General features: G+C 44.6%; 13 protein-coding genes and 4 pseudogenes. 6 read left to right on the forward strand and 11 right to left on the reverse strand.

What is annotated here, in order from left to right:
- Positions 1–217: hypothetical protein (locus NXS07_RS16210; protein ID WP_258087149.1), on the reverse strand; the 217-nt coding region annotated here is incomplete at its 3' end.
- A pseudogene (locus tag NXS07_RS16215) lies at positions 214–594 on the reverse strand (NADPH-dependent FMN reductase family protein); the annotation flags it as partial. The gene NXS07_RS16210 and the pseudogene NXS07_RS16215, both read right to left, overlap by 4 nt.
- On the opposite strand from NXS07_RS16215, the pseudogene NXS07_RS16220 reads away from it, so the two are divergent.
- Positions 590–820: pseudogene (locus tag NXS07_RS16220) on the forward strand (type II toxin-antitoxin system death-on-curing family toxin); the annotation flags it as partial. The pseudogenes NXS07_RS16215 and NXS07_RS16220 sit on opposite strands and share 5 nt — an antisense overlap.
- A 98-nt stretch (positions 821–918) precedes the next feature.
- On the opposite strand, the gene NXS07_RS16225 reads toward NXS07_RS16220, so the two are convergent.
- Positions 919–2,331, reverse strand: coding sequence for an MFS transporter (locus tag NXS07_RS16225; protein WP_038215955.1), 1,413 nt, complete (start codon positions 2,329–2,331; stop codon positions 919–921).
- 94 nt (positions 2,332–2,425) lie between these two features.
- On the opposite strand from NXS07_RS16225, the gene NXS07_RS16230 reads away from it, so the two are divergent.
- Positions 2,426–3,082, forward strand: a complete 657-nt coding sequence (locus NXS07_RS16230; protein WP_258087150.1) for a helix-turn-helix transcriptional regulator — start codon at positions 2,426–2,428, stop codon at positions 3,080–3,082.
- 62 nt (positions 3,083–3,144) lie between these two features.
- Here NXS07_RS16230 and NXS07_RS16235 read toward each other — a convergent pair whose 3' ends face one another.
- Both NXS07_RS16235 and NXS07_RS16240 read right to left on the reverse strand, forming a co-directional pair.
- Positions 3,145–4,068, reverse strand: coding sequence for a PfkB family carbohydrate kinase (locus NXS07_RS16235; RefSeq protein WP_258087151.1), 924 nt, complete (start codon positions 4,066–4,068; stop codon positions 3,145–3,147).
- Positions 4,065–5,465, reverse strand: a complete 1,401-nt coding sequence (locus NXS07_RS16240; protein ID WP_155271855.1) for a purine-cytosine permease family protein — start codon at positions 5,463–5,465, stop codon at positions 4,065–4,067. Before NXS07_RS16240 ends, NXS07_RS16235 begins: the two co-directional genes overlap by 4 nt.
- 588 nt (positions 5,466–6,053) lie before the next feature.
- Between NXS07_RS16240 and NXS07_RS16245 the strand changes: the two genes are divergently transcribed.
- Both NXS07_RS16245 and NXS07_RS16250 read left to right on the forward strand, forming a co-directional pair.
- Entirely contained in the window at positions 6,054–6,836 is a 783-nt protein-coding gene (locus tag NXS07_RS16245; RefSeq protein ID WP_038223705.1) for a GntR family transcriptional regulator, read from the forward strand.
- A gap of 35 nt (positions 6,837–6,871) precedes the next feature.
- Positions 6,872–7,031, forward strand: a pseudogene (locus NXS07_RS16250) (ISKra4 family transposase); the annotation flags it as partial.
- A 70-nt stretch (positions 7,032–7,101) separates the two neighbouring features.
- On the opposite strand, the gene NXS07_RS16255 reads toward NXS07_RS16250, so the two are convergent.
- The gene (locus NXS07_RS16255) at positions 7,102–7,461 is read right to left on the reverse strand and encodes a darcynin family protein (protein ID WP_038194801.1); all 360 of its coding nucleotides are present in this window, start codon (positions 7,459–7,461) and stop codon (positions 7,102–7,104) included.
- A gap of 54 nt (positions 7,462–7,515) precedes the next feature.
- Here NXS07_RS16255 and NXS07_RS16260 point away from each other — a divergent pair, with 54 nt between their 5' ends.
- Entirely contained in the window at positions 7,516–8,187 is a 672-nt protein-coding gene (locus tag NXS07_RS16260) for a TetR/AcrR family transcriptional regulator (RefSeq protein WP_230580036.1), read from the forward strand.
- Positions 8,188–8,193: 6 nt separating this feature from the next.
- Here NXS07_RS16260 and NXS07_RS16265 read toward each other — a convergent pair whose 3' ends face one another.
- The 3 genes from NXS07_RS16265 to fdhE all read right to left on the reverse strand — a co-directional run bounded on the left by NXS07_RS16265 (position 8,194) and on the right by fdhE (position 12,569).
- Positions 8,194–9,843 (reverse strand): sulfatase-like hydrolase/transferase, encoded by a 1,650-nt coding sequence (locus NXS07_RS16265; RefSeq protein ID WP_258087152.1) that lies wholly within the window; start codon positions 9,841–9,843, stop codon positions 8,194–8,196.
- 168 nt (positions 9,844–10,011) lie between these two features.
- Positions 10,012–11,628 carry a selenocysteine-specific translation elongation factor gene (selB, locus tag NXS07_RS16270; RefSeq protein WP_258087153.1) on the reverse strand — a complete coding sequence of 539 codons (1,617 nt, stop codon included), beginning with the start codon at positions 11,626–11,628 and terminating at the stop codon, positions 10,012–10,014.
- 17 nt (positions 11,629–11,645) lie between these two features.
- Positions 11,646–12,569 (reverse strand): formate dehydrogenase accessory protein FdhE, encoded by a 924-nt coding sequence (gene fdhE, locus NXS07_RS16275; RefSeq protein ID WP_258087154.1) that lies wholly within the window; start codon positions 12,567–12,569, stop codon positions 11,646–11,648.
- Positions 12,570–12,812: 243 nt separating this feature from the next.
- Here fdhE and NXS07_RS16280 point away from each other — a divergent pair, with 243 nt between their 5' ends.
- Positions 12,813–13,604: an alpha/beta fold hydrolase gene (locus tag NXS07_RS16280; RefSeq protein WP_258087155.1), complete on the forward strand. Its 792-nt coding sequence runs from the start codon at positions 12,813–12,815 to the stop codon at positions 13,602–13,604.
- A gap of 454 nt (positions 13,605–14,058) precedes the next feature.
- Here NXS07_RS16280 and NXS07_RS16285 read toward each other — a convergent pair.
- Both NXS07_RS16285 and NXS07_RS16290 read right to left on the reverse strand, forming a co-directional pair.
- Positions 14,059–14,340: pseudogene (locus tag NXS07_RS16285) on the reverse strand (transposase); the annotation flags it as partial.
- A gap of 41 nt (positions 14,341–14,381) precedes the next feature.
- A complete protein-coding gene (locus tag NXS07_RS16290) occupies positions 14,382–14,927 on the reverse strand; it encodes a hypothetical protein (RefSeq protein ID WP_238125811.1) in 546 nt (181 codons plus the stop codon).
- Positions 14,928–15,386 lie beyond the last annotated feature (459 nt).

The following is a 15,386-nucleotide window of genomic DNA, read 5'->3' on the forward strand; positions in this document are numbered from 1 at the left end:
ATGAGGATCGCAAATTAACCGCGTCGCTAAATGATACGCGCATATTATGACCAGACTGCAAATATGCCGTCTGATTAGATATCAATGGGTTAGGTAACTGACCCGAAATAATCGAGGCAGCCAAAGTGAGAACTTCAACAGTAGGACTCCTCAACCTCAAGGAGTCACCAAAAATAATACTATCGCTTAAACCTACAGAATTAATTCCCGGCATCATTGGTTAGACTCCATGCGCTGCGCTAACCAGCGTTGAGCCAATTCTGTTAATTGCGCTTTCCGCTTCTCAGGCGGTGTATCTAAATCAAGAAATGCACAGTTACGTGATTCCAAGTAAGCCAGTAGTTGCAACTGCTCTGTGGTCATGTTGTCTCTGACTTCTTTGGATTTAATGCTCTTATTTTTAGCCCATCTGACAGGATCTATACCCAGCACTAACTTATTGATGAACCGGGATTCATTGCTGTAGGCAAAACCCTTTTGATTGTCTCCGGTACGCTCAATGTATCCTTTCATCGCATCTGCCATGCTTTTGTGATCTTCACAGGCAGCAACACGATTTTTACGCCAGTTAAGCAGAGCGGCTTTGTGTTCCTCTGCTTACTGGGTTGCTATCGCTCGTGGTCATATATTTAATGATGGCAACAAGCGCACAGCGTTTTTCGTCACCATGACCTTTCTCTACCGTAACGGTATCAAGATCCGTGATAACGACAATACGTTGGAAAACTTAACGGTGGAGGCCGCTACGGGTGAGAAAACCGTTAATCAGCTAGCACAGCACTTACGAGAGTTAGTGGATAATATCACCTCAATTAGTTAAGCACTTCTGATAACCTCACTCAAGATGAAGAAAAGCGGCATTATTTTTTAAAATAATGCCGTTGATAATATTACAAGATAAAGAAATCCTGATTATCATTATTTCCCAGCAGGAATTTTTGCTGATTTCCAGGCAGTAAATAATGCCAATAGTGGGGTAATAGCAAAGAATAAAAATAACCAATAAGAAGAGGAGGAAGCACCACTGACGCCGCCGGGTTGGTAAAACCCAAACACATTAACGGTCATGCCAGCCAACGCAGAACCAAATGCGCTCGCAGATAGCTGAACGATGGTAATAGATGCCCCCGCGATATCTTTATCAGAATCGGCAGAAACCTGTAAGATGCGGGTCACAATATGCGGCCAGCCAAAACCGACCCCAAAACCAAATAGCCCCAGTCCGAGAATAAGCGGCAATATGGTTTGCCACTGACCTGACGATGAGCGCGGCAGCATAACAATCAGCAACACCATGCCAAGCAACATAAAAATAGGGCCACTCACAATGGAGAACCGCATCTTTGCCCCCTGCCAACCCGCGCTGAGTATTTCTGCAATCGTCCAGCCTACCGCTGCTGCTGCAATCATATATCCAGAAACCAGTGGAGATTGACCATGCAGAACTTGCAGAAAATAAGGAACAAAAACGTCAGCCGACAGGCCAATCACTAATAACAACATGGTTGTGAACAATACCAGATGGGGAGAACGTAAACTCAACGCATTCTGGGGCAATAATTTCACTAGGGTACGGCGCTCATGGATAATAAATAATACGATCAATACCACAGCCGCAATGATACCGATAATATTGGCCTTCACATCTTGTGACAAGCTACCCGCAGAAACCGCCATAACCGCAGCCGACAGCAGAAACAGCTGTACAATCGGCAATGCCGCTTTGGTTTCATTCTGTGCATTTTTTTTCGGTAAAATCAGGTAGGTGAATAAGGCGTACAACAGCGTGATTGGCAACATGATGCCAAAAGCATAACGCCATGTGTCCATTTCAGCAAAAATGCCGCCGATGGCAGGCCCGGCTAAAGTCGCTACGCCCCACATCCCAGAAATCAACGCCATAGCACGAGGCCAGAGTGATTGGGGAAAAACCAGATTTACCATGGAATATGAAAGTGCGAACAGCAACCCACCCCCAAATCCTTGAATAGTTCGCCCAATCAACATCACTTCCATCGTCGGTGCCAACGTACAGAATAAACTGCCTACAAAAAAGACCAGTGCCGCAATCAGATAGGATTTTCTCGCTCCCGAAGCTCTCAATAATCGTGCGGAAAGTATCGCGCCAATGATTGATGTCACGACAAACAGCGTTGTATTCCAAGCATAGAGATTCAAACCTCCAATGTCGTTTACGACAGAAGGCAAGATGGTAATCGCGATTAAAGAGTTGATAGCAACTAATGCTACACCCAGTGAAAGCGCCATTGCATTCGCCACATTTTTGCTGGAGAAAAGATCACTCCAGCTATTTTCCTCAGTTACTATCATGATTATTGTCCTGAACACCAGTTGAGTTGTGAAAAGTCTTACGATAAATTAAACAAGATAAATCTTGGAATAAATTAATGTCGGGTTCAACAATATGTCAAGCATTTACTTGGAAAACAATATCATAACTGCTCAAACTGTGAGCGAACGGTTATTGATGCTACTGAAAACACGAGGCACCATGCAAGCCTCTGATGCAGGCAAAATATTGGGAACCTCTGGAGAAGCTGCTCGTCAACAATTTGTGAAACTGGCTAAAGAGGGTCTGGTTGAAGCAGAATCAGAAACGAGGGGAGTCGGTCGCCCTATTCAGCTTTGGCATTTAACGGACAAAGGCCACGCCCGATTCCCAAATACTCATGCAGAGTTAACGGTTCAACTGTTGACCATCATTCGCAGTCAACTCGGCGAAACTGCCATGGATTTAATCATCAACACTCGCGAACAAAAAACTTCTGCCAGCTATAAAATCGCGATGGAAAACGCAGAGGGGTTGCAGGAAAAAATTGAGCGTCTGGTCGCAATACGCAATCAGGAAGGTTATATGGCGCAATATTCGGTTCAGGAAGATGGCGCGATTCTGTTTATTGAAAACCACTGTCCAATCTGTGCCGCCGCCACAGTTTGCCAAGGATTTTGTCGGGCAGAGCTGAAACTGTTTCAGGAAATTCTGCAAGCCGAAGTGGAGAGAACGGAATATATCTTGAACGGTGCCCGACGCTGCGCCTACCGCATCACACCATTGAAATAGATTGAATAAAACCTACACGACGGGAAGCGAGTAGGTTTTATTCACCTTGATGTCCATTAGATTCAACCAAATACAAAATCCATCAGTTCATCCTGAGTCGGTGCGCCATCAGGGCCAGAACGGCTGACAGTCACGGCCGCAACACGGTTGCCCAGTTCCACCGCATCACGCAGCGACATCCCCTGAGACAGCCCAGCCAACATGCCGCCACAATGCGCATCACCCGCACCAATAGTATCCTCAACGTTGACCTGATAAGCAGGAATATATTCCGGTTCGCAGCCCGGCTGACATATCCACGCTCCCTCTGCACCAAGACGAACAATGGCAGTGAATCCCCGCTCATTAACATAACGGCCAGCCTGTACCACAGGATCGCCGGCGCCACACAGCATCGCCGTTTCATCAAGATTTAAACTCAATATCGTTCTTTCAGCAGGCAGTGCTTGAATAAATTCCCTATCTATATCAGGCAAACGAGGGCCAAAATCCAATACCAATGTCAGCCCTGAGGGAGAAGCCAGCAACCATTCACGCAAAGCGTCTGCTTTGGGATTTGCCAATTCATAGCCGCTGAAATAGATATACCCCTGCTCCGGAAGCGGAATAGTCGCCAGAATATCGGCATTCCAACTATCGTCACAACCGGGGACAGAAACGTATATGCGCTCATCATCAGGCGTCATCATGGCAATGCACCAGCTATTGTCACGTTTTGGATGACGCAATGTCACCGTTAATCCGAGCTTTTCCATCTCTTCTGTGACACGTTCTCCCCAAACACCATTACCCACGAATATGCCATTGATAACCGGAATTTGAAGACGGCACAATGCCCGCAAAACGCTGAAGGCACAGCCGCCTACTTGCCGATCAACTTCTTCAGCTTCCCAATATTCACCGCTGTGGGGTAATTCAGATAACCTGAGAACAATATCTCCTGTAGCCGAACCCATAACCACAACAGGCAGTAAAGGCTCCTTCATCTTGTATACCTACCCAGCATCAAATACAGACCATAACAAATAAAACTAACAAAAAATGACAGGAACAGGCCAAGACTGGAATTCGCAAAAATTCCAACTGCCCATGGACCACTGATAAAGTCATTTTTCGTCACCAGAAAACCGACAAATGCGCCCAGTAACCAACACAATACGGGGATCCATTTAATGCCACCATTTGGACCAATATCATTGTACAAACTATCGGTACAATAACCCTGCTTACGGCGGACGATAATGTAATCAAGTAAGAATACCGCCTCCCACGGAGCCAGAAACACACCGCAGAATAACAGGAATGAGACAAATGGCCCCATGAAGTCGCCAGTAACAAAAAGAAGATAAATCGCAAGAGTCAGAACAATAATGGAATCAATGGTGACAGCATGGATCTGTTTGACTTTTATCCCTAATGTCAAAAAGTTCAAGCTAGCAGAATAGAGGCTCAAGACTGCCATTGTTACTATCCCTGCCGTTGCCGTCATCAAGTAAGGGATCACCATCCAATCCGGCAAAATCGAGCCAATTTGAGCGATAGGGTTCTCTGATGTGGGAAGATTGGGTAATTGAACAGAGAGCAGAATGCCCGCAAACAATAACAGCACCAAAGGAATCATTCCTCCCGCGGTTACCGCTGTGAAAATTTTTAATTTGGAAGAACTTTCGCTCTGATAGCGGCTGTAATCCGCTCCCGTCGCCGCCCATGCGATGCCAGTCCCCGCCGCAACCACCGAAACCGCAGGCAGGAACCCCGTTAACCAACTGCCGGATGGCATAGCCAGCACCGCTTCCCACTCTGTCGTAAACAAAATATAGAACACGACAACCAGTGTCATCGCGCCAAAAACGTGGATAATCCAGCGCTGCATGGCAATGAGCATCTCTTTTCCCAGCAGAGTGACGCCAATTGACAGCCCTGCAAATAATATCATGCTGATCACGGTCAAAAGTGTACTTTCAGCGAGCCCGCAAGCCTGAAATAACGCAGAGAGTGTCAAAGTTCCAGTAACGATATTAATGGACTCCCACCCGAGGGAGATGCCCCAAAAAATCATGGTCGGCGCAATATTTCCCCTGATGCCAAAAATGTTACGAGAAAGCGTCAGAGTTGAAGTTCTTCCCAATTTACCGCTGAAACTGAGATAACCCACTAAGGCAAAACTGGATAGCCCTATCAATACCGCAAGTGCAGATTGTAGAAAAGAGAGTTTAAAGGAAACAATGATGGCACCATAAATAATGCCGAGAATGCCAATGTTGGCGGCCGACCAGATCCAGAACAGGTCCATCGGTGTACCCGTGCGTTCTGAAGGAGGGACAATATCAATACCTGTGTGTTCTACCTTCCAGAATCCCTGATTATTCTGCTGTGTACCCATTACGTTTTCCATCATTGTCTCAGGGGAAGATGCTTAAGACACAAGGAATAAAGCCCTACCTGAGTTGATTTGACTAATCTGTAACATTTCCTTGGCAGGAAACACGATTATATTGAATAACGTCCTGAAAACGGCTCTGGTCACGGTTTGAAGGATACTCACTCCCCTAGGTTGGCACAAATAATCGCGCACATTATCGGAGTACCATAAAAAATCTCACTATGACCAGAGCACTACGTACCGACTCGATTAACTCTTGACGAAGCCAACAAAGCCTCTGATTCTTCAAGTGCCTCATAGCAACTCGACGGTCGCTATGTTATTCCAGAGCCGACATGATGCTCAGACTTTGAATTTGAAGAATACATAACACACCTACATTTCTTGCATCAGGTCAGGTAGTTTTAAAGTAATACTGCCAAACTCCCGACTTCTTATATAAGCAAGATTTATACTTTACATCAATTATTAAGGCCAATGAAAGTCCAATATTGTCATTATGTGATGCCAATCTAATTCCAATACACTCTTACCTTAGTGTAAATGCTAATGTACACTTACCCCGCCAAATAACCGGGGTTAAAAAGAATGCCAAATCACTTTGTTGACTGGGTACGCGAAGAACTGAAAAAGAAAAGTAGTAGTCCTCGTTACATACAATTACAACAAACCATTGAAATTGCGATTAAAAAACAATTAATAAACGAGGATGATTTTTTACCGCCTGAGCGCCGGTTAGCTGAATTGCTCAATATATCGCGAGTGACAGTCAGTAAGGCTATGCAGCTCTTGGAAGAAAAAGGGGTGATCATACGCCAGCAAGGTGTTGGTACGCAGGTTGCCAAACCCGGAGGAGGCTCACTCAATCAGGCCGTGGGTTTCACTTCCCAGATCGTGAAAGAAGGTGGAACGGTATCCAATTATTGGTTATCGCGGCGTATCATTCCTGCACCGGAAGATATTGCCAAGAAATTATCCATTAACATCGGTGAAAAAATTGCTGAACTGCGTCGTATCCGCCTTGCTAACGGTACACCTGTTTCCCTTGAAAATACCTATATTCCCCGTGAATATTTGCCCAATCCTGAATTATTGGAAGGTTCCCTGTATGCGCATTGGGAAGAGCAAGGTATTCATCTCACCAACGTGAATCACAAAATTAAGGCTATTGCCTGCTCTATGGAACTTGCCATATTGCTCAATATCGCTGAAAAATCGCCATTGCTGCAAATTCATCAAATAAGCCAGAACAATCAGAACGAGATTATTGAGTTCAGTGAAATATTATGCCGCGGTGATATTTATGGGTTGGATTTCAATGCACCACAGAATATCGACATTAAATATAATAAAAAAAGCCGTCATCAATAGAGAGCATAAAAAAACCGTGGGACACTTATTATGCCCTTCAGTATGAAAATTATAAATCACTGTTAAAACAGATGGATGAAATGTATACCTACATTAAAAATAACAGGGTAATAGATCCTCAATTATGGGGAAATGTCCCGATACGGAGAACCGATTTCTTCATTGTTCGTAGAATCCACGATCAATGAAGTCATATTTACAGAAGCTATTGCAGCATAAGTGCCCCACAGATTTTTTTGCTCTCTACTTACACGGATTTTTACTGTTAAGCTGAGACGACATCGCGCCCATAGTTTTTAGCGTAAGCATTTTCGACCCCCGTAAGGATTTCAACGATATCAAAGTACCGATCCCATAACGGTGTTTCACGCAACTCTTCAACGAGCAGTTGATAGCTTTCATGATCTTTGGCATCCCATACCCAGATGTCTGTGACTCGTGTTGAATAAAACTCGACGTCATAAAAACGCAGCGAAACACCGGCGGCATGTTTTTTGATGATGGGGGTAAAGATTTCAGCAAAGTGTTTGAAGCGTTGGTCGATAGAGAAACCCAGCCATTCAGGGGTTGTTTTGACCAGCATGAATACGGTTAAAGCGGGGGTAAAATGTTGTGATTGAGACATGATTGTCGTTCCTTGCATTCGTTGTTGAGGCCTCTATAATGCGAGCTATTACTTATGTTCACAACTCGCATTCCCCCCATGACAACGTTATCAAACCAAGAGCGACCAAGATTACGAAAACAGCCGAAACAAGCGCGCTCCCTCGCGATGGTTGAAGCGATTATTGAGGCCACTGCTCGCATTTTGGAGCGGCATAGTCACGAAGGTTTTTCGACAAATGCCGTTGCAGAACTGGCTGGCGTGAGTATCGGTTCCCTGTATCAGTACTTTCCATGCAAAGATGCGCTGATGGGGGCGCTAATCGTGCGTGAGTCAGCACGACTTATCACCGAAGCACAAAAGGCGGTAACAAAGACGAGTGGGCGTGCCGGGATTTCTGCCTTTATTAAGTCCTGTGTCGATCACCAACTGCGCCGCCCTACTTTGGCGCGGTTGCTTGATTTTGAAGAGGCACGTTTGCCTTTTGATAGTGATGTGCAGCGGGCGAATACACAGTTGCGCAGCATCATCACTGAATTGCTGATAACCCCCGATATTCCTTCCCAGACTGATATCCAGGTTGCTACGCGAGACGTGATGGCAATAATCAAAAGCATGGTTGATACCGCAGGTGAATACGGTGAATCTGCCAAATCAGGGCTTACGGAAAGGGTTGAACGTGCCGTATTTGGTTATCTGTCTTTCAGATTTATCCCCTTCTGCCAGACATCTGACAGAAGGGGATAGGAATAGCTACTCTTTTCCTGCCGAACTCAATTGCTGATAAATATAGTGTTTATAACTATCGACCAGCGCTTTGTCCTGACAGTCATTCAACGCACCATCACATAAATGACGCATCGTCATGTTGGCCTGATAGAATGGCGGTGCCGTCAATCGAGCGCGTTCCAGAATCATACCACCGAGGAAGGAGATATCCGTCAGCTTGCCTGTTGTAATGGCAGTTCCCTGCGCCAGATTATCTCGCATAGTAAATTGAGTTATGTGTGCCGGATCAGCTAACGGAGAATCATATTTCCCAAAATGAATACTTGGCTGATGATCACCAAAATAGAGGAAAAGTGTTGGTTTATCGCGTGTGGCAACAAATTCACTGAAATCCTTGATAGCAGGATCAGATGCCTTGATTTTCTCCATATAATGACTGAACTTACCTACTGCTGATGAACCCTCCAGTTTGTCTGTCAAACCGTAATCATCGCTATGCCCTTCATCATAAGGGCCGTGTTCATACATCGTCAGAGAGAAAATAAAGATCGGTTTGTCCGTCTCCTTGGCCAGAATCGTTTTCACATAAGACAGCATATCTTGTGTTGGGATCGTCCATAAATTTTCCTCCAGACTGGCTGGATAACCCAGTTCCTGTGGCTGGATAATGCGATCAACACCCATTGTCTTGTAAGCGTGTCCAGCATGGTAGGCCGATTTATTGAATGGCGTCAGTACAACGGTGTAATAACCATTATCTTTCATGGCGCGGAACAAGCTGTTTTGCAGGTGATCAACGACAAAATAAAATACTGCATTTTTGCGGGAGCCGAAATCATCCGTGTTCAATCCCGTCAAAACAGAGAATTCAGATAGCCATGTTCCACCCCCAAAGGTTTGCACTCTGAGTGGGCTTTGAGCGCTGACACCTACATCACGCTGGAACATATAAAGATCCGGCAACTGAGCATTGGCAGGCAATTGGTAAATATGGGGATTAACGGTGGATTCCTGTAATAGCAGAACCACATCAGGTTTCACATCAGACTGAGGCTCAGGCAAGGTAACGCTTTTTGCCTGTTGCAGAAAATAGTCCGCAGACTCACCAAATTGGGGCGGCTGGTATTCAGTATCTTTAGCTGACATCATCATGTTAGTCATGGTTCCACGCCCTTTCGGCAATTCCCCCTGCCATGTTGTGTAGTAAGCATTGGTGGTCAGATTGACGACACAGACACCGGCGGCGACCAGCACCACACTGGCAACGCGCCATTTTATCCCGCGCACAGGACCTGCTTTTCGCCAACTCAACACCATATTGAAGATCAACCAGACTAGCATCGCTGCCATCGCAACCCCTGCCAGCCAATAATGACGCAGGGTTTCCTGATTTGACGGGTCTAGCATGACATTCAAATCGGAAAACATCAGGTGTTCTTTGTAGTAATGGACTTTTATCTGGTTGATGAATTTGATGATAATGAATATGGTTCCGGTAAACGCCGCCGAAAATAGCCAACGGGCTGAAACCAAAAACGTCAGACCAAAGATGACACCGAATACGCCGACAGAAACTAATGCTGGATAGATATCACTGCTTTTTTCAAACACTATTATCCAGGACGCGATCAGCAGCACCCCCAAATAGATCCCCGAGATTATCTTTTTTTTCATACGCCATTCAGTTCCACAATTGAGTTCAGTTTTGCACCGACCGATGAAAATAGCATGGTTGCCCGATATACCGTGCATAAAATAAGGCAGCCTTTTTCGTTAAAACCATTCATCTGAAACCATTTCGCGAAAAAAGTTCACGAAATTAATTCGGCTAGAGCAAATTTTTTAGAACATTCCCTCATCCCGCAGAATATGCCAATCAGATTTTCTGCGGGTAAATCCCGTGCGGTCAAAAAACTCCAGTATTTGGATCGCCAGTTTTCGCCCAACACCCAATGCATTGCGAAAATCCACTGCGGTTATTCCGCCGTTATCCTGATTATATTTACGGATCACATCAGCGAATTGCTGAATGCGCCTGCGATGATAATAACGGTCAGGAACAATCGCGGTAATCAGCCCCAGTTGCGCCGCTTTTCGCAAAAAATGGCGAATGGTTTCCTCTTCTTTTCCCATTTCAGCCACCAAATCACGTACCCACCACGCTTCATCCTTGAAATAAGGTTCTGCGGTTGACCATAGGCTGGCTTGTTCATCCGTAAACACCAGCCCATGTTCCGGCAGATGCAGCCAGCCATGAGTCTGTTTTAGCGCTTTTCGCTCAAGCAGAAGATGAATTAGTGTATAAACCAGCGCGTCATCCAGTGCAGGTAACGTCATTCGTTTTAAACGCGCTTTTCCCAATCCCAGCTGATCAGGGTGTTTCTCGTGATATTCAGTCAAAATCTGCAATAACTTTTGTTCCGCCAACATTGCGTTAGGTTGTGACAGCATCATACCGTCAGCAATAATGGCTTTAACATCGATCAGCAGGCGGTTCAGTGTCTTTTCTGTCAGTTGGCGCGCCCATGCAAAATGGCTGAGTGACAGCGCTCCACGCGGTAAATGCAGGGCAAGATTTTCCGTATGGCTAGAAGATTGAGCCAGTTGAGCTAACCAGTTCAGGAATTCAGGCTGACGTTTGCCCCTACGTGGAGGGTTCAGGTTAATCACTCGCGCCCCCGCCAGCGTTCTTCTGGCGCTGATATCCCGCAGGATCAGACGATCATTCTCTGTCAGCCATAAAGGGTGATCCAACACCAGTTCAGCTAATACCGGCGTTTCTGAAAGCGGGGTCAATAACGAAATACGGCCGGTTATATGACTGGCAGCATGGTGAATATGGAGAGGTTGCCAGTTTTGCAGCGGTTCATCGGTTTCGACTTCCACCAACACTTTTTCCGTCGCAGACAACGGTTTTTGTGACAGCAGCCAATCGCCACGGGAAACCACGACTTGCTTACCCTGCGCCACCGTTGCCAGCACCAGCAAAACCGCAGCGGCGTTGTTGTTAACGATACAGGCATCTTCCGCACCTGTCAGAGAACACAACAAATCGGCCAGCGCCCGATCACGATGCCCGCGCCCGGCACCGTCGAGAGAATATTCCAGCGTGACCGGAGAACGCATCACCTGTGTTACTGCCTCAATCGCGGATTCCGCCAATACTGCCCGCCCCAGATTGGTATGCAGCACCGTTCCACTCAGGTTAAACACGGGCTTCAATGCCGAAGATTGATCTTGCGTCAAGAGCTGGCACAACGCATTTGCCCAGTTATCACTCCATGCTGGCAATGCCTGATGCTCCCTGATATCAAACCGTGCCTGCTCCTGCATTTCCCGCAGGGTATTCACCACCCGCACCTGCCCGTGAAGATCCGTGAGCTGAAAGATATCCGGCTCTCGCAGCAAGCTGTCGATAGCAGGTAACTGACGATACAACCCATAAATTTCTTGTGTCATCGTTTCCCCACCGCAGGTTATTCGTTAGGAAACAGGAAGGGATTCAGGCTGCTGCGAGCAAAACCTTCTTCCTCCATTTTGGCATCGAGGATCAGTGATGCCAGATCATCCGCAACCGCATCTACGTTGGGATCTTTCTCTTGATACAGAATTTTCAGGTAACTACCGCAATCCCCACAACTTTCTGCCTTAATCGCGGCCTGTTCGCTTTCCAGCGACCAATAATTCAGATCGCCAGTCTGTTCACAGTTACTGCATTTTATGCGTACAACATGCCATTCACTTTCACACAAATGGCAGTGCAGATAGCGCAGCCCTTGGCTCGAACCAATCTGCACGACACTGGCAACGGGCATACTGCCACAGACCGGGCAGAACTGACGGTGCTCACCGTACTCAGCCCGCGCTTTACCGGGGATCAAACTGGCCATCTGCGCCCAATAGACTGACAGTGCCGCCCAGACAAACACTGCCTGATCAGGGCTGACCTTGGCAAATTCCGTAGTCAGCAACGCGCTGGCCACCTCTTCCAATTCCTGCACAGAATTTTTTGCCAGATTTTCAAGAGTGGGCTTCACATGCTCAGGCATCGTAGGCAATAATTCGGCGATCAGGGAATACAGGATATTATGCCAATGCTGAGTTCGGGGAAGGATTTTGCAATCCAGCGGAACACTGTTTGTTTGCAATAAAATATCGTCCAATTCCATATTCAATGGATTGTCATACAGCGCTTTTTGCTGCGCCTGTACAATTTCCGCAGCAAAATTGAGATAACTTGAGAATGGGTGATTGTCTGTCGCCAATGCTTTGAGACGCTCGGCACGGCGTTGATACAGGTTTTTCAGGTTGGCAAACAACAACGGAGGGATAAATCCGGCTCCCCTTTCATTCACGCGCTCTTTGCCTAGCTGATCTTTGGGTACGATGCGAATACTCATAACCTTTTTACCTTTTATCTTTCTGGCTCGGTGGTCTATTGTAGTCCCATCATTCGTAAGCAGTAACCCTTTGCTTAGGGCAAATTTGTATTATTGGACATTGTCATTCCATCTGAATGATGGGAAATAATGCGAGAAAAAATAGTTTAATTACAAAATAATGGAATACATCCCCTATTAAACTTAAAATTAGCAAGAGGCTACTTTGGACATAATAAAAATCAACAAACAGGTGGGGAATATATGATTCAGAATAAAAAATCCGTCCAATTATCACATTCTGTTGTTCATTATTACTGTGTGGGAGAAGGTGATGGCATTGTGTTTTTGCACGGAACTCACAGTGATGGAGAAAGCAGTTTTGGTCATATCGTCAGTGAATTCGCGAAAGACAACACGGTAATTATTCCTGATTATGCCGGATGTGGAAATTCTACCCTTCCACAAGGCGAAATCACGGTTGATCAATTGGCAGAGCAAATTGCCGCGATGATCAAAGACAGTGCAAAATCCCCTGTTACTTTGGTTGGCACATCATTAGGCGCTGTCATTGCCGCCGTTGTCGCTGCCAATTATCCTGAATTAATCAGCAAACTGGTATTAACCGCCCCTTGGGCAAGGGGCCAAGATGCCAGACACCAGTTGATGTTTCAAACTTGGTTGGCATTAGAACAAAACGCCCCAGACAGCGCCACGGCTTTTGGCCTTTCTCACGTATTAAGCCCGGTGTTTCTGACCTCATTGGGCAGTGAAAAAATCAAACAGATTTGCAGTAAAGCATCGGCAAAAGATACGGATAAAAGAATTCAACTTGGGCTGAATATCGATATTAATGAGTCATTAAGCATGATAAAGCAGCCTACTTTAGTGATAGGGTTGGAGTTCGATACTCTGATCCCGCTTTATCAAGTAAAGACGGTTCATCAGAAAATAACACAGAGCCAATATAGTGAAATAGCCAGTGGGCATGCTGTACAACTGGAGAATCCACAGGATTGGATAAGTTGTATTAAAAACTTTTTACAGAGAAAGTGACATTCCCACTGTCAGGATCGGCTTCGACACCCGAACACCGATTTTGCAGTGGTGATAATTTCATATCGGTATTTAAACGGCGCTTTAATAAATTTTTTCCTAAAAAAATATCAATAAGACATATCGAAAATAAAAATCTCTGTACAGATTTTAATTATTCCTAAATTAAATTCAAGAACAGTTATTCCACCATTCACTATTGAATATAAATATACTTAAGACAAGGTTATATAAATAATAACAATCAAATATAACATACTGTTTTATATCCATTAATTATATTTTGTTATTTTACACATGAGTATGTGATTAATGTCGTGGAACCATTAAATATTTTTATTCATTGTCTCATCTTTCTTTTGTTTTATTATCACATCTCTATTTTAGTGATGTTTTTTTAAAAGCCATAGATCATAGAAATTCAAAATGGAGGGGAAAGGCAGGGCATACTAAACTATTTAACGTTGAGTGTAGCCCACATGGGCGTGGATAGGTCGGATAACGGGTTGGTTACCCGATGACGAGGAATTCGAAGGTTATGACAAACGACAATTTTGGTGGGATCAATAAAAGCGATCCCTTGGGTTTTTGCCTCGCGTGACAAAAGAAAAGGGCATAAAAGAATAAGGGTCCTTTTCTTCAGGGTGAGTATTTGGGGATAGCTGACCAACCTGGGAAAATCAGCCGTAATGTATTGTTTTACATGTTTAATATAAAACGTTTTAAAATCAGTATATTACAGATATAGCTGCGGAATGACTGTTATATGTTGAACAATTAGTTAATCTTGTATGAGTTATTTTTTTCTGATTGATACTCATTTGATGGACGTACAACGTAGGATTGTCTGGCTCCATAAGTTGTGCTCGTATTTTGAATAAATATTTTACTGTTTTCTTTTGTTATATAATAGTAATCTGGGAAATTGCTTCCTTTGTTATTAAATTTCGGGTAAATGTGTGCTTTTTCCTCAAATTCCGGATCAGGAAAATACTCTTCTGAGTAAACAATTTCGTTCCCTTTAATAAAAATAAATTTTAAACCAACATCAACGAAATTGTATTTCATACCAATGGCTATATTGATATTTTCCGGCGCATCACCAGGTTGAAAGATGTAAGCTCTATCCCACTCAAATGGTATCACATTCCGAAAATCGACTAGACACTCGTTCCTCCATTCACAGTTGTTATCAACATAACTAGTGATAGCATCTTTCACATCCCATTTATAAGATGCGATATAATAAATAGAAACAATAGCTATTATCACGATAGAAAATATAACTTTTTTATTCTTTATAAGTTTCCATTTTACTGACATAGTATACCCTCAATCCCCATAGTTCATCAGCGATTAATACTACTGCACGAATAAAAATTTACTGACTCGCCAAACATTAGATCTCTGCCCAACAGTATCATCGATAATACGAAATTCAATCGAATCACTCATCATCACAACCCTCATTTTAACCACACAACGCACTCTGTGGCCCACTGTAGATATGCGTTCGTTGTTCTTGATGCATTCTGAGCACGTCCGGTCGCTCGGTTGGGTGCGGGTGAAACTACTGAAGAATGAGTTGGGACCGCGGTCCCATTATCGTACTATGATTCGGATGCATCATCTGGTTAAAATTAAACCATAAACCTATAAGCATCAATAGCTTTAACCGTCATGGGTAATCCCTGTTTTAGCAACATATATATCCGTCGTCATTGAAGATGCTTGATTTTTCATTTGTATCAGATCATGATCGCGCTCATGAAAATTAATCTG

Source organism: Xenorhabdus bovienii, assembly GCF_024721015.1.
Taxonomy (GTDB): domain Bacteria; phylum Pseudomonadota; class Gammaproteobacteria; order Enterobacterales; family Enterobacteriaceae; genus Xenorhabdus; species Xenorhabdus bovienii.